This window comes from Streptomyces sp. NBC_00354, from assembly GCF_036106915.1.
Classification (GTDB): domain Bacteria; phylum Actinomycetota; class Actinomycetes; order Streptomycetales; family Streptomycetaceae; genus Streptomyces.
Genome location: NZ_CP107983.1, coordinates 3,351,426 through 3,368,389, shown reverse-complemented (window position 1 = coordinate 3,368,389; position 16,964 = coordinate 3,351,426). Strand labels below are relative to the sequence as shown.

Genomic DNA, 16,964 nt, shown 5'->3' with positions numbered 1-16,964 from the left:
ATGGCATCTGTATTCGAGTACGCACCGGCTCCCGAGTCCCGCTCGGTCGTCGACATCGCCCCCTCGTACGGGCTCTTCATCGACGGTGAGTTCACCGACGCCGCCGACGGCAAGGTCTTCAAGACCGTCTCGCCGTCGTCCGAGGAGGTCCTCGCCGAGGTCGCCCAGGCCGGCGCCGCCGACGTCGACCGCGCGGTCAAGGCCGCCCGCAAGGCGTTCGCGGCCTGGTCCGCGCTGCCCGGCTCCGAGCGCGCCAAGTACCTCTTCCGCATCGCCCGGATCATCCAGGAGCGCAGCCGCGAGCTGGCCGTCCTGGAGACCCTGGACAACGGCAAGCCGATCAAGGAGACCCGCGACGCGGACCTCCCGCTGGTCGCCGCGCACTTCTTCTACTACGCGGGCTGGGCCGACAAGCTCGACCACGCCGGCTACGGGCCGAACCCGCGCCCGCTGGGCGTGGCCGGCCAGGTCATCCCGTGGAACTTCCCGCTGCTGATGCTGGCGTGGAAGATCGCCCCGGCGCTCGCCGCCGGCAACACGGTCGTCCTCAAGCCCGCCGAGACCACCCCGCTCTCCGCCCTGTTCTTCGCGGACATCTGCCGCCAGGCGGGCCTGCCCAAGGGCGTCGTCAACATCCTCACCGGATACGGCGACGCGGGCGCGGCCCTCGTCGAGCACCCGGACGTCAACAAGGTCGCCTTCACCGGCTCGACCGCGGTCGGCAAGGCCATCGCCCGCTCGATCGCCGGCACCGACAAGAAGGTCACCCTGGAGCTGGGCGGCAAGGGTGCCAACATCGTCTTCGACGACGCCCCCATCGACCAGGCCGTCGAGGGCATCGTCAACGGCATCTTCTTCAACCAGGGCCAGGTCTGCTGCGCGGGCTCGCGCCTGCTGGTCCAGGAGTCGATTCACGACGAGCTGCTGGACTCCCTCAAGCGCCGCCTGAGCACCCTGCGCCTGGGCGACCCGCTCGACAAGAACACCGACATCGGTGCGATCAACTCTGCCGAGCAGCTGGCCCGGATCACCGCGCTCGCGGAGACCGGCGAGGCCGAGGGCGCCGAGCGCTGGTCCCCGGCGTGCGAGCTGCCGTCCTCCGGCTACTGGTTCGCCCCGACGCTCTTCACGAACGTCACCCAGGCGCACACCGTCGCCCGCGACGAGATCTTCGGCCCGGTGCTGTCCGTGCTGACCTTCCGTACGCCGGACGAGGCCGTCGCCAAGGCCAACAACAGCCAGTACGGCCTGTCCGCCGGCATCTGGACGGAGAAGGGCTCGCGCATCCTCGCGGTCGCGAACAAGCTCCGCGCCGGTGTCGTCTGGGCCAACACGTTCAACAAGTTCGACCCGACCTCGCCCTTCGGCGGCTACAAGGAGTCGGGCTTCGGGCGCGAAGGCGGCCGTCACGGCCTGGAGGGCTACCTCGATGTCTGAGTCTTCGGCGCGACTGAGCGTCTTCAAGACCTACAAGCTGTACGTGGGCGGGAAGTTCCCGCGTTCCGAGAGCGGCCGGGTGTACGAGGTGTCGGACTCCAAGGGCAAGTGGCTGGCCAACGCCCCCCTGTCCTCCCGCAAGGACGCGCGTGACGCGGTCGTCGCGGCCCGCAAGGCCTTCGGCGGCTGGTCGGGCGCGACCGCGTACAACCGCGGGCAGATCCTCTACCGCATCGCCGAGATGCTGGAGGGCCGCCGCGAGCAGTTCGTCCGCGAGGTCGGCGAGGCCGAGGGCCTGTCCAAGTCGAAGGCGGCCGCGGTCGTCGACGCGGCCATCGACCGCTGGGTCTGGTACGCGGGCTGGACCGACAAGATCGCCCAGATCGTGGGCGGGGCCAACCCGGTCGCAGGCCCGTTCTTCAACCTCTCCACCCCGGAGCCGACCGGTGTCGTCACGGTCGTGGCCCCTCAGGACTCGTCCTTCCTGGGCCTGGTCTCCGTGATCGCCCCGGTGATCGCGACGGGCAACACCGCCGTGGTCATCGCCAGCGAGAACGCGCCGCTTCCGGCCCTTTCCCTGGGCGAGGTGCTGGCCACCTCCGACCTGCCGGGCGGCGTCGTCAACATCCTGTCCGGCAAGGCCGGCGAGATGGGCCCGCACCTGGCGTCCCACCAGGACGTCAACGCGATCGACCTGGCGGGTGCCGACGCGGCGCTGGCCAAGGAGCTGGAGATCGCGGCGGCCGACAACCTCAAGCGCGTCCTGCGTCCACAGCCTGTGGACGACTGGAGCGCCGACCCGGGCACGTCGCGCATGACGGCGTTCCTGGAGACGAAGACGGTCTGGCACCCCACGGGTTCGCTGGGCTCGGGCGGATCCTCGTACTGAGAGATCCCCTCTGAAACCGGCCCCGGCAGCGTCCCTCCCCCAGCTACCGCTGGGAGGTGCCCCCAGTGCTGCCGGGGCCTTTTCGTGCCCTGGTGCCTCCGGCTACTTCGGCAGCAGCGGGCCGAGCAGCGAGGACGCGGTCGCCTCGGGCAGCTCGCCGAGGGACGGCCCCTGCGTCAGGATCCCCGTGACCATGGTGGTGCCGACCGCCGGGAAGTCGGCGACCTTGGTGGCCACGCCGTTGTCGAGCGGGTCCACGCCGGTGTGTGCGAGGGGGTTCACCTTGAGGTTCGCGATGGGGTCGGCGACCCCGGCGAGGGCGGCCGGGACCGAGAGCTCACCGGCCTGGGCGCCGCCGGCGGCCATGGCCAGGGCCGCACCGGCCATGGAGAGCGTGAGGCCTGCGGAGCGCAGCGTGGAGCTGCCGGGGGCTGCGTGACGTGCCATGGGGATCCCGCCTGAGGTCGTAGTCGCGTGCGCACGCAGCGTAGTCGAGGTGTGATCCTGGATACCAACCGGCCACCGGAGGCATCCCCTGCGCGGGGGAATGGTTCAGACTGGTGTCCCGTGAGCTCTTCCTCTCCTCTGCCTACGCGTGTCGTCCTGTTGACCGGGCCTTCGGGCTCCGGCAAGTCCAGGTTGGCTGCCCGTTCCGGGCTGCCGGTGCTGCGCCTGGACGACTTCTACAAGGAGGCCGACGACCCGACCCTCCCGCTGGTCGAGGGCAGCTCCGACATCGACTGGGACTCCCCGCTGTCCTGGGACGCGGACGTGGCGGTCGCCGCGATCGTGGAACTCTGCGCGGCAGGCCGTACCGAGGTGCCGGTGTACTCCATCGCCACGTCCTCCCGTACGGGTACCGAGACGCTGGACATCTCCCGCACCCCGCTCTTCATCGCGGAGGGGATCTTCGCGGCGGACATCGTGGCCCGGTGCCAGGAACTGGGGCTGCTGGCGGACGCCATCTGCCTGCGCGGGCGGCCGTCGACGACGTTCCGGCGCAGGCTGATGCGGGACCTGCGCGAGGGCCGCAAGTCGCTGCCGTTCCTGCTGCGCAGGGGCTGGCGGCTGATGCGGGCGGAGCGGGGCATCGTGGCCCGGCACACCGCCCTCGGCGCGCACGCCTGCGGCCGCGACGAGGCCCTGGGCCGCCTGGCCGCCTGCGCAGCAGGCCGCCACCGTGCGGCCGCCCCGGCGTAGCCGCCGGTTCTGCGGTGCCGGCGGAGCCGCCGGTTCTGCGGTGCCGGCGGAGCCGGACATACGAGAAGGCGGGATCATGCGGCCCCCCGGCCGCCTGATCCCGCCCTCTCCCCCCGCAGGCCCCCGTCCCACCCCCGTAGGACGGGCCCCCTGGCCCATGGTCTGTGGTGTGCCGCGTTACGCGACGAGCTCCTCGAAGGACTCCGCCTCGTCGCGGCCGAAGCTCAGCACCTCGTCGTCCCGCAGGCGCCGCAGCGACCGCCAGATGCTCGACTTCACGGTGCCGACGCTGATGCCCAGGATCTCCGCGATCTCCGGGTCCGTACGGCCCTCGTAGTACCGCAGCACCAGCATCGTGCGCTGCGGCTCCGGGATGCGGGCCAGCGCCTGCCACAGCACCGCGCGCAGCTCCGTACCCCGCATCGCGTCCGTGTCCGAGGCCGTCTCCGGGAGCTCCTCGGTCGGGTACTCGTTCAGCTTCCGCCGGCGCCACGCGCTGATGTGCAGGTTCGTCATCGTGCGCCGCAGGTACCCGCCGACGGCCGCCTTGTCGCTGATCCGGTCCCAGGCGCGGTACGTGGAGAACAGCGCGCTCTGCAGCAGGTCCTCGGCCTCGTAACGGTCACCGGTCAGGTGGAAGGCCGTCGCGTACAGGGCGGCCCGCCGCTCCTGGACGTACGCCGTGAACTCGGCCTCCGAGGTGGAGGAGAGCTCGGGCGTGTGCTGCTCCGGGACGGAAGGGCGGTACGTGTTCGCGTCGATGGCCACCGTGTGCGCCGGCCGCGGACGGGCGACCGTCACCGAACGGACACCTGCCCGGCGGTTCACATCGTGCAGCCGCGTGACAACCGCGCTGGTGGTGGTGCTGTGCAGCGTGTTCATCTCGCGCCCCCCGTCGTGGAGTCTGCTTCGGATCCTGCTCGGTTTCGTTGGTAGAAGACTGCCCGGCGGACTTAACCGGGGTGTCCGCCGACTGTCACAGGCCTGTCACAGCGACCTCTGTGCGATCCCGTGCACCCGACGGTCGAACTCCGAACGGTCCATGGGACAGAATGAGCCCGTGCCTTTCCTGTTGCTGATCGAGGACGACGACGCCATCCGCACGGCCCTCGAACTCTCCCTGTCTCGCCAGGGCCACCGTGTGGCCACCGCGGCGACGGGCGAGGACGGCCTGAAACTGCTGCGCGAGCAGCGGCCGGACCTGATCGTGCTGGACGTGATGCTGCCCGGGATCGACGGTTTCGAGGTGTGCCGGCGGATCCGCCGCACCGACCAGCTGCCGATCATCCTGCTCACCGCGCGCAGTGACGACATCGACGTGGTGGTGGGCCTGGAGTCCGGCGCCGACGACTACGTCGTCAAGCCGGTCCAGGGCCGGGTGCTCGACGCCCGGATCCGGGCCGTGCTGCGCCGCGGGGAACGGGAGTCCACCGATTCCGCGGTCTTCGGGTCCCTGGTCATCGACCGGTCCGCGATGACGGTCACGAAGAACGGCGAGGACCTCCAGCTGACGCCGACCGAGCTGCGGCTGCTCCTGGAGCTCAGCCGCCGGCCCGGGCAGGCGCTCTCCCGGCAGCAGCTGCTGCGGCTGGTCTGGGAGCACGACTACCTCGGCGACTCCCGGCTGGTGGACGCCTGCGTCCAGCGGCTGCGCGCCAAGGTCGAGGAAGTGCCGTCCTCGCCCACCCTCATCCGGACCGTCCGTGGCGTCGGCTACCGGCTGGACTCGCCGCAGTGATCAAAGCTCTGTTCGCGGGCCGGCGCTGGACCAGCCTGCGGCTGCGGCTCCTGATGGTGTTCTGCCTGGTCGCGCTGGTGGCCGCGGTCTCCGCGTCCGGGATCGCGTACTGGCTCAACCGCGAGGCGGTGCTCACCCGTACCCAGGACGCGGCCCTCGGCGACTTCCGCCAGGAGATGCAGAACCGGGCCGCGGCACTGCCCGCCGACCCGACGCCCGAGGAGATGCAGCGCACCGCCGAGCTGATGGCGGGCAGCAGTCCCGGCTACAGCGTGCTGCTGGTCGACGAGCGGGGCGGCCGCAAGGTGTTCGGCGCGGCCGGTCCCGACTCCTTCGGGCTGGACGACGTACCGGCCTCGCTGCAGCGTGCGGTGAACGACCAGCAGAAGGCGACGGCGGCCAACGACTCCGAGTACCACATGTACTGGCAGCGGACGAAGCCGCGCGGCAATCCGTACCTGGTCGGCGGGACGCGGATCGTGGGCGGCGGGCCGACCGGCTACATGTACAAGTCCCTGGCGCAGGAGCGGGACGACCTGAACGCGCTGGGCTGGTCGCTGACCATCGCCACGGGTCTCGCGCTGCTCGGGTCGGCGCTGCTGGCGCAGGCCGCGGCCCGGACCGTCCTCAAGCCCGTACAGCGGCTGGGGGACGCGGCGCGGCGCCTCGGCGAGGGCGAGCTGGACCACCGGCTCGACGTGTCGGGGACCGACGAACTCGCCGATCTGTCGCACACGTTCAACAAGACGGCCGAGGCGCTGGAGAAGAAGGTCGCCGACATGAGCGCCCGGGAGGAGGCCAGCCGGCGATTCGTCGCGGACATGTCGCACGAACTGCGCACTCCGCTGACGGCGTTGACGGCGGTCGCCGAGGTGCTGGAGGAGGAGGTCGAAGACCTCGATCCGATGATCGCACCGGCGGTGGCGCTGGTGGTCAGCGAGACCCGGCGGCTGAACATCCTGGTGGAGAACCTGATGGAGGTCACCCGCTTCGACGCGGGGACGGCACGGCTCGTGCTGGACGACGTGGACGTCGCCGACCAGGTGACGGCGTGCATCGACGCGCGGGCGTGGCTCGACGCGGTCGAACTCGACGCCGAGCGCGGCATCGTGGCACGGCTCGACCCGCGCCGGCTCGACGTCATCCTCGCCAACCTGATCGGCAACGCGCTCAAGCACGGCGGCTCGCCGGTGCGGGTGTCGGTGGTCGTCGAGGGCGAGTGGCTGGTGATCGCGGTCCAGGACAACGGGCCGGGCATCCCCGAGGAGGTGCTGCCGCACGTCTTCGACCGGTTCTACAAGGCGAGCGCCTCGCGGCCGAAGTCGGACGGGAGCGGGCTGGGCCTGTCGATCGCCGTGGAGAACGCGCACATCCACGGCGGCGACATCACCGCCGCCAACGGGCCGGGGGGCGGCGCGCTGTTCACGCTGCGGCTGCCGGTGGACGTGGGGAAGGTGATCGCCGGTGACGCGGACGCGTAGGGCGGCAGCGCTGTTGGCCCTGGTGGGGCTGGTCTCCGGATGCGGGATCAGGGCGACGACGGTGCCGGTGGACGTCGGTCCGGCGCCTTCGCGGGTGTCGTGTGACACCCCGGAGCTGCAGACCGGCGTACAGGGCTTCCGGGCCACGGTGGAGCTCGTGTGCGGATCGCAGCTGGTCGGCGTGGAGCGGGTGGTGCCGGTGCCGGAGAAGAAGCCGGTACGCGACCCCGTGGTGCTGGTCGCCGAAGCGCTGCTGGAGGCGCTGGAGCGGGAGCCGTCGGCGGAGGAGCGGGACGCGGGCTTCACGACGGCGGTCCCCGACGGGCTGACCGTCGCGCCGGCGCGCCCGGGCGACCCGGCGGGCACGATCCGGCTCAGCCGCAAGCCCGAGGACCTGCCGCCCGTGGCGCTGTCGCAGGTGGTGTGCACGCTGGCGGGCAGCGAGGCGGTGTCGGCGGGGCCGGGGCCGGTGGTGCTGGGCGGGCCGGACGCGGATCCGCCGCGGGCGTGGGAATGCACGGAAGCGGTCCGCTCCCGCCCGGAATCGGTCCCCACCCTGGGCGAACTGGTCCGCCCGACGGCCAGCCCTGCACCTTCTTGACGCACCGCTTGCACCGCTCGGCCCTGGCGGGCCTCCCCGGCTTCGCGCCGCTGCGCCGGCCTCCGACCGGCGGGTGGGGGCCGGGGCGTTGGCCCCTGCCCGGCTCGGTCCCATCCGCTGGGACCGGGCCCTCTCGGCCCCTGAGCTCAGGCTCGGGGGCCTGGCCCCGCGCAGCGGGAAGCTCCGGCCCGGCAACGCCAACGGCCCCCCGAGCCGGAGCTCAGGGGGCCGTTGGCCGGGCCCCGGTGGACGGTACCGGGGTCCGGCAGGGGCCGAAGCCCCTGGACTGCACCCGACGGACGGAGTCCGGCGCAGCGGCGCGAAGCCGGGGAGGCCCCTCGGGGCCGAGCCGCGCGAGAGGCGCGGGAGGAACTCAGATGCCGGCGGCTGCCGACAGGTCCTTCTTGATCGCGTCCAGGATCTCCTGGCCGCGGGTGCGGGCCGGCGCGAGGTCCGCGGCGTCCGCCACCGGGACCACGACCTCCAGGTAGCACTTCAGCTTCGGCTCCGTGCCGGACGGGCGCACGATCACCCGGGCCTTGTAGTCGCCCTCCAGGTGGTAGCGCAGGCCGTCCGTGGGCGGCAGCGTCGCCGTGCCCTGCGTCAGGTCCTCCGCCGAGGAGACCCGCAGGCCGGCCAGGGAGGTCGGGGGCTCCGCGCGCAGCCGTGCCATCGCGTTGGCGATGATCGACAGGTCCTCCACGCGGACCGACAGCTGGTCGGTGTGGTGCAGGCCGTGCTCCATCGCCAGGTCGTCCAGCAGGTCGGTCAGCGTGCGGCCCTGCTCCTTGAGCTCCGAGGCCAGCTCCGCCACCAGCAGGGCGGCGGTGATGCCGTCCTTGTCGCGGACGCCCTCGGGGTCCACGCAGTAGCCGAGCGCTTCCTCGTAGCCGTAGCGCAGGCCCTCGACGCGGGCGATCCACTTGAAGCCGGTGAGGGTCTCCTCGTAGCCGACGCCCGCAGCCTCCGCGATCCGGCCCAGGAGCGAGGACGACACGATCGACTCCGCGAAGACGCCCTGCGCACCCTTGTGGACCAGGTGGGCCGCCAGCAGCGCGCCGACCTCGTCGCCGCGGAGCATGCGCCAGCCGTCCACGGTGGGGACGGCCACCGCGCAGCGGTCCGCGTCCGGGTCGTTCGCGATCACGATGTCCGGGCCCGCCTCGGCGGCCTTGGCGAAGGCCAGGTCCATGGCGCCCGGCTCCTCCGGGTTCGGGAAGGCCACCGTCGGGAAGGCCGGGTCCGGCTCCGCCTGCTCGGCCACGAGGACCGGGGCCGGGAAGCCGGCGCGGGCGAAGGCGGCCAGGACGACGTCCTTGCCGACGCCGTGCATGGCCGTGTAGACGGTCCGGACGCCCCGGGGGGAGCCGGGGGTCAGGACGGCGTCCGTACGGGCCAGGTAGGCCTCCAGGACCTCGTCGCCGAGGTCCTCCCAGCCGGACTCCGGACGGGGGACCGAGGCGAGGGTCTCCACGCGCCCGATCTCCGCGGCGATCTCCGTGTCCGCGGGGGACACGATCTGCGAGCCGTCGCCGAGGTAGACCTTGTAGCCGTTGTCCCGGGGCGGGTTGTGGCTCGCGGTCACCTCGACGCCGGCGACGGCACCCAGGTGCCGTATGGCGTACGCGAGGACGGGCGTCGGCAGCGGGCGGGGCAGGACGGCCGCGCGCAGGCCCGCGCCGGTCATCACGGCGGCGGTGTCGCGGGCGAAGTCGGCGGACTTGTACCGCGCGTCGTAGCCGACGACGACCAGGCCGCCGGCGTGGCCCTGGGCCTTCAGGTAGGCCGCGAGGCCCGCGGCGGCCCGGATGACCACTGAGCGGTTCATCCGCATCGGGCCCGCGCCGATCTCGCCGCGCAGTCCGGCCGTGCCGAACTGGAGGGTGCCGGAGAACCGGTCCGCCAGCTCGGTGACGTCCCCGGCCTCGATGATCTTCGCGAGCTCCCCGGCCGTCTCCGGGTCCGGGTCCTCCGCCAGCCAGGCCTGGGCCCGGGTGATCAGGTCGTCCTGTTCCTGCACTACTTCCGCCTTGTCTCTCGTACGGTCTTTTCTCGTACGGTGCCGATGCCTCAGATGCGGGCGAGGACCTGGGTCAGCAGCTTGCCCATGCGCGCGGCCGAATCACGGCCGGCCTGGAGCACCTCTTCGTGGTTCAGCGGCTCGCCGGAGAGGCCCGCCGCCAGGTTGGTGACCAGGGAGATGCCGAGCACCTCGGCGCCGGCCTCGCGGGCTGCGATCGCCTCGAGGACCGTGGACATGCCGACCAGGTCGGCGCCCATGACGCGGATCATGTTGATCTCGGCCGGGGTCTCGTAGTGCGGGCCGGGGAACTGGACGTAGACGCCCTCTTCGAGGGTCTCGTCGATGTCCTTGCACATCGCGCGCAGGCGCGGCGAGTACAGGTCGGTCAGGTCCACGAAGTTCGCGCCGACGATCGGCGAGGCGGCCGTCAGGTTGAGGTGGTCGCTGATCAGGACGGGCTGGCCGGGCTTCATGCCCTCGCGCAGACCGCCGCAGCCGTTGGTCAGGACGATGGTCTTGCAGCCGGCGGCGACGGCGGTGCGCACGCCGTGGGCGACGGCGGCGACGCCGCGGCCCTCGTAGTAGTGGGTCCGGCCGAGGAAGAGCAGCGCACGCTTGTCGCCGATCTTGTACGAGCGGATCTTGCCGCCGTGGCCCTCGACCGCGGGCGGCGGGAAGCCGGGCAGCTCGGTGACGGGGAACTCGGCCTCGGGCGCACCCAGCGCCTCTGCGGCGGGGGCCCAGCCGGAGCCCATGACGAGGGCGACATCGTGGGTTTCGGCGCCGGTCAGCTCACGCAGGCGGGCGGCTGCGGCGGAGGCGTCGGCGAAGGGGTCGGTAACAGATGCGTTCACGCAGACGAGCGTAACCGAGCATTGCCTACGCGCGTAGATGGCGCAGCTCACGGTGTTCGGATCGTTGTCTTGTCGTTTCCACCGAATCGACCACCGTCCGACGCATCGCCGGCGCAGCCCGGGAGCCCGCGCCGATGGGCCTCAGCAGGGGCGCTTGCGCAGTTCCATCACGTAGTCGTGCGGCGCGCCCGCCGATTCGGCCGCATCCGCGATCTCACCGAGGTACCGCGCCGAGGGCAGGCCGCCCTCGTAGCCGTTCAGTACGTAGCACCACGCCGCCTCCTCGCCGTCCAGCGTGTGGACGCGGATCCGCATCCGGCGGTAGATGTCGAGCCCGACGCCCTCCCACCGGTCCATGGAGTCCTCGTCCAGCGGCGCGATGTCGTACAGGGCGACGAACACCTGGTGGCGCGGGGCCTCGACGATCGTGGCGAGGGCGCCCTCCCACCCCATCTGCTCACCGCCGAAGGTCAGCCGCCAGTCGTTGATCCAGCCCGTGCCGCGCAGCGGCGAATGCGGAGCGCGGCGCGTCATCAGCCGCGGGTCGAGGTTGCCGGCGTACGCGGCGTAGAGCGACATGAGGTCGAGGGTACGGGAGGGGCGGGGATGGCCGCGTGCCCGGATGGTGCCCGGATGGCCGGACCGGGGGAGAAGCACCTTGAAGCGTGCGGGACAATGGGGCACGGAATGCATCCCCCGGGGAGACCCCCCGGAAGCCCCGGCCGGGGCGGCAGCCGGCCGGGTAGACGTGAGGCGGAGTTTTCGTGACCCGGATCGTGATCATCGGCGGCGGACCCGGCGGGTATGAGGCGGCCCTCGTGGGGGCCCAGCTCGGCGCGGAGGTGACCGTCGTCGACTGCGACGGTCTGGGTGGCGCGTCGGTGCTGACCGACTGCGTGCCCTCCAAGACTCTCATCGCGACCGCCGAGGTCATGACGACCTTCGACTCGTCGTACGAGGAGCTGGGCATCGTCGTCGCCGACGACACCCCGCACATCGAGCAGGCCGCGCGCGTCGTCGGCGTCGACCTCGGCAAGGTGAACCGGCGCGTCAAGCGCCTCGCGCTCGCCCAGTCGCACGACATCACCGCCTCCGTCACCCGGGCCGGCGCCCGCGTCGTACGGGGCCGCGGCAAGCTGGGCGGCCCGCAGGGCATCGACGGCACGCGCGACGTCATCGTCACCGCCGCCGACGGCACCGAGACGATCCTGACGGCCGACGCCGTGCTGATCGCGACCGGCGGCCACCCCCGCGAGATCCCGGACGCGATGCCCGACGGCGAGCGGATCCTGAACTGGACCCAGGTCTACGACCTGGACGAGCTCCCCGAGGAGCTCATCGTGGTCGGCTCGGGTGTCACCGGCGCCGAGTTCGCCGGCGCGTACCAGGCCCTCGGCTCCCGGGTGACCCTGGTCTCCTCCCGCGACCGCGTGCTGCCCGGCGAGGACCCGGACGCGGCCGCCGTCCTCGAGGACGTCTTCCGCCGCCGCGGCATGAACGTCATCGGCCGCTCCCGCGCCGAGTCCGCCAAGCGCGTCGGCGACCGGGTCGAGGTCACCCTCGCCGACGGCCGGGTCATCACCGGCACGCACTGCCTGATGGCGGTCGGCGCCGTCCCGAACACGGCGAACATGAACCTGGAGGAGTCCGGGGTCCGGCTCAAGGACTCCGGCCACATCTGGACCGACAAGGTCTCCCGCACGTCCGCGCCCGGCGTGTACGCGGCCGGCGACGTGACCGGCATCTTCGCGCTGGCCTCCGTCGCCGCCATGCAGGGCCGCATCGCGATGTACCACTTCCTCGGCGACGCCGTGGCCCCGCTGAACCTCAAGACGGTCTCCTCGAACGTCTTCACCGACCCTGAGATCGCCACCGTCGGCTACACCCAGGCCGACGTGGACGCCGGCAAGATCGACGCCCGCGTGGTGAAGCTCCCGCTGCTGCGCAACCCGCGCGCCAAGATGCAGGGCATCCGGGACGGCTTCGTGAAGCTGTTCTGCCGCCCCGGCACCGGGATCGTCGTGGGCGGCGTGGTCGTGTCGCCGCGCGCGAGCGAGCTCATTCACCCGATCTCGATCGCCGTCGACAACAACCTGACCGTCGAGCAGATCGCAAACGCGTTCACGGTGTACCCCTCGCTGTCGGGATCGATCGCCGAGGTGGCGCGCCAGCTGCACACGCGGAAGGCCGCCGGCGAGGCGTGAGAAAGGCAACCGCCCCACGTCGCAAGGGGACTTGGGGCGGGCCGCCAGGGAGCGAAGAGACGTTCACTCAGCCGACCGGACGCGTATACCACTAGTCGCCCTGTTTTATGGACAACTTCGGTATTCCGGCGCAAGGAGCTGAAACAAGACGGTCGTTGGGGTTACTGTCAGTTTCGTGTTCGCTGCAGAACGTCGCCAATTGATTCTCGAAATGGTGCGGGCCAACGGAGCGGTATCGCTCCGGGAGCTCGCCCGCGTCGTCCAGACCTCCGAAGTGACCGTACGGCGGGACGTGCGGGCGCTGGAGGCAGAAGGACTCCTCGACCGCCGACACGGCGGTGCGGTTTTGCCGGGCGGTTTCACGCGGGAGTCCGGGTTTCCGCAAAAGTCACATCTCGCGACGGCGGAAAAGACCGCCATTGCCGACGTAGCGGCCGGCCTTGTCGAAGAAGGCGAGGCCGTCGTCGTCGGCGCGGGTACCACGACCCAGGAGCTGGCCCGCCGGCTCGCCCGGGTGCCCGGACTGACCGTCGTCACCAACTCGCTGCTGGTCGCGCAGGCTCTGGCCCACGCGAACCGGGTGGAGGTGGTCATGACCGGCGGGACCCTGCGGGGCTCGAACTACGCGCTGGTCGGCAGCGGTGCCGAGCAGTCCCTCCAGGGGCTGCGGGTGTCGCGGGCCTTCCTCTCCGGGAGCGGCCTGACCGCCGAGCGCGGGCTGTCCACGTCCAACATGCTCAGCGCGAGCGTGGACCGGGCGCTGGTGCAGGCCGCGGCGGAAGTGGTGGTGCTGGCCGACCACACGAAGCTCGGGACCGACACCATGTTCCAGACCGTGCCGACGGACGTGATGACCCGTCTGGTCACGGACGAGCCGCCGCCGCACGACGACCGGGCGGCGACGGAGCTGCAGGCGCTCGCCGACCAGGGAGTGCAGATCACCGTGGCCGGGGCCGTTGCCTCCGGCGGTGAGGGGATGGTGGGCCGGCGCCCGCGCAGGGAGTCCCCGCTGCCGGTGCAGAGGCGTGGCGGGCCGTCGGCCCAGCTGCGCAGCGCGCCCGCCTCGCTGCTCGAGCAGCAGGCCGCCGGGGACCGCCCCCGCGTCGCGGACATGCGGCGCCGCTAGCGGCGGTCCGGCTGGTTGGTGAGGCGCCGCTAGCGGCGGTCCGGGCTGGTTGGTGCGGCGCCGCTGCTGAGGTTCCGCCCCGGACCCGGCGGCGGCGCCGCACACGAAAAAGGGGTCCCCGGGGCCGGAGCCCCGGGAACCCCGGTCAAGGACGTCAGTCCTTGATCTCGCAGATGGTGGCGCCGGAGGTGAGGCTGGCGCCGACCTCGGCCGTCAGGCCGACGATCGTCCCGGAGCGGTGCGCATTCAGCGGCTGCTCCATCTTCATCGCCTCGAGCACGACGACCAGGTCGCCCTCGTTGACCTGCTGGCCCTCCTCGACCGCGACCTTGACGATCGTGCCCTGCATCGGGGACGCGAGGGTGTCGCCGGAGGCCGCCGGGCCGGACTTCTTGGCCGCGCGGCGCTTCGGCTTGGCACCGCCGGCAGCGGCCGTGCGCGCCAGGGTCATGCCCAGCGAGGACGGCAGCGAGACCTCGAGGCGCTTGCCGCCGACCTCGACGACCACCGTCTCGCGGCCCGGCTCGTCCTCGGCGTCGTCCGCAGCCGGAGCCACGAACGCCGGGATCTCGTTGACGAACTCGGTCTCGATCCAGCGGGTGTGCACCCGGAAGGGGTCCGAGGTGAACGCCGGGTCGGCGACGACCGCGCGGTGGAACGGGATGGCCGTGGCCATGCCCTCGACCTCGAACTCGGCCAGCGCGCGGGCGGCACGCTGGAGCGCCTGCTCGCGGGTGGCGCCGGTGACGATCAGCTTGGCCAGCAGGGAGTCCCAGGCCGGGCCGATGACCGAGCCGGACTCGACGCCCGCGTCCAGGCGGACACCGGGGCCCGACGGGGCGGCGAACTTCGTGACCGTGCCCGGGGCCGGCAGGAAGCCGCGGCCCGGGTCCTCGCCGTTGATGCGGAACTCGAACGAGTGGCCGCGCAGCACCGGGTCGCCGTAGCCGAGCTCCTCGCCGTCGGCGATGCGGAACATCTCGCGCACCAGGTCGATGCCGGTGACCTCTTCGGTGACCGGGTGCTCGACCTGGAGGCGGGTGTTGACCTCGAGGAAGGAGATCGTGCCGTCGGTGCCGACGAGGAACTCGACGGTGCCGGCGCCGACGTAGCCGGCTTCCTTCAGGATCGCCTTGGACGCGGCGTACAGCTCCGCGTTCTGGGCCTCGGAGAGGAACGGCGCGGGAGCCTCCTCCACCAGCTTCTGGTGGCGGCGCTGCAGCGAGCAGTCACGCGTGGAGACGACGACCACGTTGCCGTGGCTGTCGGCCAGGCACTGGGTCTCGACGTGCCGCGGCTTGTCGAGGTAGCGCTCGACGAAGCACTCGCCGCGGCCGAAGGCGGCGACGGCCTCGCGGACGGCGGAGTCGTAGAGCTCCGGCACCTCTTCGAGGTTGCGGGCGACCTTCAGACCGCGACCGCCGCCGCCGAAGGCGGCCTTGATCGCGATCGGCAGGCCGTGCTCCTTGGCGAACTCCACGACCTCGTCGGCACCCGAGACCGGGTCCGGCGTACCGGCGACCAGCGGGGCGCCGGCGCGCTGCGCGATGTGCCGGGCGGCGACCTTGTCGCCGAGGTCGCGGATGGCCTGCGGCGGCGGGCCGATCCAGGTCAGGCCGGCGTCGAGCACGGCCTGCGCGAAGTCGGCGTTCTCGGAGAGGAAGCCGTATCCGGGATGGATGGCGTCCGCGCCGGAATCGGCTGCGGCCTGCAGGACCTTGGAGATGTCCAAGTAGCTGGCGGCCGGGGTGTCACCGCCCAACGCGAAAGCTTCGTCGGCCGCGCGGACATGCAGAGCGTCCCGGTCCGGATCGGCGTAGACGGCTACGCTTGCGATTCCGGCATCCCGGCAGGCCCGAGCAACGCGGACAGCGATTTCGCCACGGTTGGCGATGAGCACCTTGCGCACGATGGCTCCCTCCTTGAAACAAGCTGAGTTTAGGGACAGCCCACACGGCGTTTCGACCCTTCCCCGGTGGTGACCTTGCCCACACGCAGTGTGATTCGAGTCCACCTCCAAGGAGGAAAGCCCTTGTGGCGCCCCAGGTCAGGGGGATCCCCGACTGCACAGTAACCCCGTCATGTATCCAAGGTCTCTGTCCGCCGGGTCAGCGGCCCCATGTGATTCTTTGTCGAGTCCCTACGAACGGCCCACACATTCTTTGCGTGTCCCCGGCCCGGAGGCCCTTCACGTAACGAAGCTGCCCGGACCCCTTGTCCGTACGTTTACCCGTTAGTAGCCTCCAGGCGTCGAACAGGCTTGTGGCCGGGGACGTGTGGGAGGGGTGGGTCGTCGTGGGCGTCGTGCTGCGCAGACTCGTGGCCGGGCTGGCCGCGATCGTGCTCGTCGCCGAGGCGGCGGTGCTCGTTCTCGTCCACTTCGTGCTCGGCCGGACCACCCACAACCAGTCGATGTCCATCGCGGGCATGGATCCGGATGTCATGTCCCTGGCGACGTACGGGATGGGCGCCGGCATCGGCGCGTTCCTGCTCCTGTGCGCCGTACTGCTCGTCGTGGCGGCCGTACGCGACCGGGCCCCCGGCACCTTCGCCCGCATCGTGCTCGTCACCGCCGCCGTCACCCACGGGCTGCTCGGCGCCCTCGCCGTCGGCCTGGTCGGCTGGGGCGCCTTCGCGGTGATGATGCTGATCCTCTGCCTGCTCGTCCTGACCCTGGTGCTCTACGCGGCCCCGGGCGGGGCCGGGACGCCCGCAGGAGACACCCCGGGCGGTCCGGACGGCCAGGACGGGCGGGACGTCCAGGACACCCCGCCTCCGCCCTTCGGGGAGCTCAGGCCCACAAATCCGTGATGGACACGTCCAGTTCGGCCAGCAGGGAGCGCAGCAGCGGCATCGACAGCCCGATGACGTTCCCGGGGTCGCCGTCGATGCCCTCGATGAACGGCGCCGACAGCCCGTCCAGGGTGAACGCCCCGGCCACGTGCAGCGGCTCGCCGCTCGCCACGTACGCCGCCACCTCCGCGTCCGTCGGCTCGCCGAACCGGACCGTCGTGGACGCCGTCGCCGAGACCTGACGCCCGGTCGCCGTGTCGATCACGCAGTGCCCGGTGCGCAGTACGCCGGCCCGCCCGCGCATCGACTTCCAGCGGGCGGTGGCCTCCTCGGCGTCCGCCGGCTTGCCGAGCGCCTCGCCGTCCAGCTCCAGCACCGAGTCGCAGCCGATCACCAGGGCGCCCGCGGCCTCGTCCAGGGCCGCCACGACGCCCGCCTTGGCCTCGGCCAGCGCCAGCGCCAGCTCGGCCGGGGTCTCCGCGCTGAGCGCGTCCTCGTCGAAGTTGCTGACGATCACGTGCGGGGCCAGCCCGGCCTGCCGCAGCAGGTTGAGCCGGGCGGGTGAGGCGGAGGCGAGGACGAGGGCGTGGGCCTTGGCCTGGGCAGCAGTCATGCCGC

Annotated in this window: 16 protein-coding genes; 9 read left to right on the top strand and 7 right to left on the bottom strand. The window is 71.9% G+C overall.

Going from position 1 to position 16,964, the window contains the following annotated elements; translation table 11 throughout:
• Positions 1-1,437, top strand: a complete 1,437-nt coding sequence (locus OHT74_RS14880; protein ID WP_328620473.1) for an aldehyde dehydrogenase family protein — start codon at positions 1-3, stop codon at positions 1,435-1,437.
• Positions 1,430-2,326 carry an aldehyde dehydrogenase family protein gene (locus OHT74_RS14875; RefSeq protein ID WP_266664447.1) on the top strand — a complete coding sequence of 299 codons (897 nt, stop codon included), beginning with the start codon at positions 1,430-1,432 and terminating at the stop codon, positions 2,324-2,326. Before OHT74_RS14880 ends, OHT74_RS14875 begins: the two co-directional genes overlap by 8 nt.
• Before the next feature lie 102 nt (positions 2,327-2,428).
• Here the strand turns inward: OHT74_RS14875 and OHT74_RS14870 are convergent, their stop codons facing one another.
• Entirely contained in the window at positions 2,429-2,773 is a 345-nt protein-coding gene (locus tag OHT74_RS14870) for a hypothetical protein (protein WP_266664445.1), read from the bottom strand.
• A gap of 54 nt (positions 2,774-2,827) precedes the next feature.
• Here OHT74_RS14870 and OHT74_RS14865 point away from each other — a divergent pair, with 54 nt between their 5' ends.
• Positions 2,828-3,526, top strand: a complete 699-nt coding sequence (locus tag OHT74_RS14865; RefSeq protein ID WP_266633288.1) for a uridine kinase family protein — start codon at positions 2,828-2,830, stop codon at positions 3,524-3,526.
• Between the two features lie 177 nt (positions 3,527-3,703).
• Here the strand turns inward: OHT74_RS14865 and OHT74_RS14860 are convergent, their stop codons facing one another.
• Positions 3,704-4,408: a SigE family RNA polymerase sigma factor gene (locus OHT74_RS14860; RefSeq protein WP_266626161.1), complete on the bottom strand. Its 705-nt coding sequence runs from the start codon at positions 4,406-4,408 to the stop codon at positions 3,704-3,706.
• A 178-nt stretch (positions 4,409-4,586) separates the two neighbouring features.
• Here OHT74_RS14860 and afsQ1 point away from each other — a divergent pair, with 178 nt between their 5' ends.
• Genes afsQ1 through OHT74_RS14845 form a run of 3 tightly spaced genes read left to right on the top strand, consistent with a single transcriptional unit; the run spans position 4,587 to position 7,346 of the window.
• The gene (gene afsQ1, locus OHT74_RS14855) at positions 4,587-5,264 is read left to right on the top strand and encodes a two-component system response regulator AfsQ1 (RefSeq protein WP_266664443.1); all 678 of its coding nucleotides are present in this window, start codon (positions 4,587-4,589) and stop codon (positions 5,262-5,264) included.
• Positions 5,265-5,317: 53 nt separating this feature from the next.
• Positions 5,318-6,745: a sensor histidine kinase gene (locus OHT74_RS14850; RefSeq protein ID WP_266672767.1), complete on the top strand. Its 1,428-nt coding sequence runs from the start codon at positions 5,318-5,320 to the stop codon at positions 6,743-6,745.
• On the top strand, positions 6,729-7,346 hold the full coding sequence (locus tag OHT74_RS14845) for a hypothetical protein (protein WP_328620472.1): 618 nt from the start codon (positions 6,729-6,731) through the stop codon (positions 7,344-7,346). Before OHT74_RS14850 ends, OHT74_RS14845 begins: the two co-directional genes overlap by 17 nt.
• A 373-nt stretch (positions 7,347-7,719) precedes the next feature.
• Here the strand turns inward: OHT74_RS14845 and OHT74_RS14840 are convergent, their stop codons facing one another.
• The 3 genes from OHT74_RS14840 to OHT74_RS14830 all read right to left on the bottom strand — a co-directional run bounded on the left by OHT74_RS14840 (position 7,720) and on the right by OHT74_RS14830 (position 10,802).
• Positions 7,720-9,366 (bottom strand): phospho-sugar mutase, encoded by a 1,647-nt coding sequence (locus OHT74_RS14840; protein WP_266664439.1) that lies wholly within the window; start codon positions 9,364-9,366, stop codon positions 7,720-7,722.
• Between the two features lie 50 nt (positions 9,367-9,416).
• Positions 9,417-10,223: a purine-nucleoside phosphorylase gene (locus OHT74_RS14835; RefSeq protein ID WP_266664437.1), complete on the bottom strand. Its 807-nt coding sequence runs from the start codon at positions 10,221-10,223 to the stop codon at positions 9,417-9,419.
• Between the two features lie 141 nt (positions 10,224-10,364).
• Entirely contained in the window at positions 10,365-10,802 is a 438-nt protein-coding gene (locus OHT74_RS14830) for a gamma-glutamylcyclotransferase (protein WP_053786320.1), read from the bottom strand.
• 185 nt (positions 10,803-10,987) lie between these two features.
• Between OHT74_RS14830 and OHT74_RS14825 the strand changes: the two genes are divergently transcribed.
• Complete coding sequence (locus OHT74_RS14825) at positions 10,988-12,427, top strand: NAD(P)H-quinone dehydrogenase (protein WP_266664434.1); 1,440 nt, start codon at positions 10,988-10,990, stop codon at positions 12,425-12,427.
• Between the two features lie 175 nt (positions 12,428-12,602).
• Entirely contained in the window at positions 12,603-13,553 is a 951-nt protein-coding gene (locus OHT74_RS14820) for a DeoR/GlpR family DNA-binding transcription regulator (RefSeq protein WP_266664432.1), read from the top strand.
• A 154-nt stretch (positions 13,554-13,707) separates the two neighbouring features.
• Here OHT74_RS14820 and OHT74_RS14815 read toward each other — a convergent pair whose 3' ends face one another.
• Positions 13,708-15,462, bottom strand: a complete 1,755-nt coding sequence (locus OHT74_RS14815; RefSeq protein ID WP_266664430.1) for an acetyl/propionyl/methylcrotonyl-CoA carboxylase subunit alpha — start codon at positions 15,460-15,462, stop codon at positions 13,708-13,710.
• A 353-nt stretch (positions 15,463-15,815) separates the two neighbouring features.
• Between OHT74_RS14815 and OHT74_RS14810 the strand changes: the two genes are divergently transcribed.
• Positions 15,816-16,364, top strand: coding sequence for a hypothetical protein (locus tag OHT74_RS14810; RefSeq protein WP_328620471.1), 549 nt, complete (start codon positions 15,816-15,818; stop codon positions 16,362-16,364).
• On the opposite strand, the gene OHT74_RS14805 is transcribed toward OHT74_RS14810, so the two are convergent.
• Positions 16,345-16,959, bottom strand: a complete 615-nt coding sequence (locus OHT74_RS14805; protein ID WP_328620470.1) for a Maf family protein — start codon at positions 16,957-16,959, stop codon at positions 16,345-16,347. The two genes, OHT74_RS14810 and OHT74_RS14805, sit on opposite strands and share 20 nt — an antisense overlap.
• Positions 16,960-16,964 lie beyond the last annotated feature (5 nt).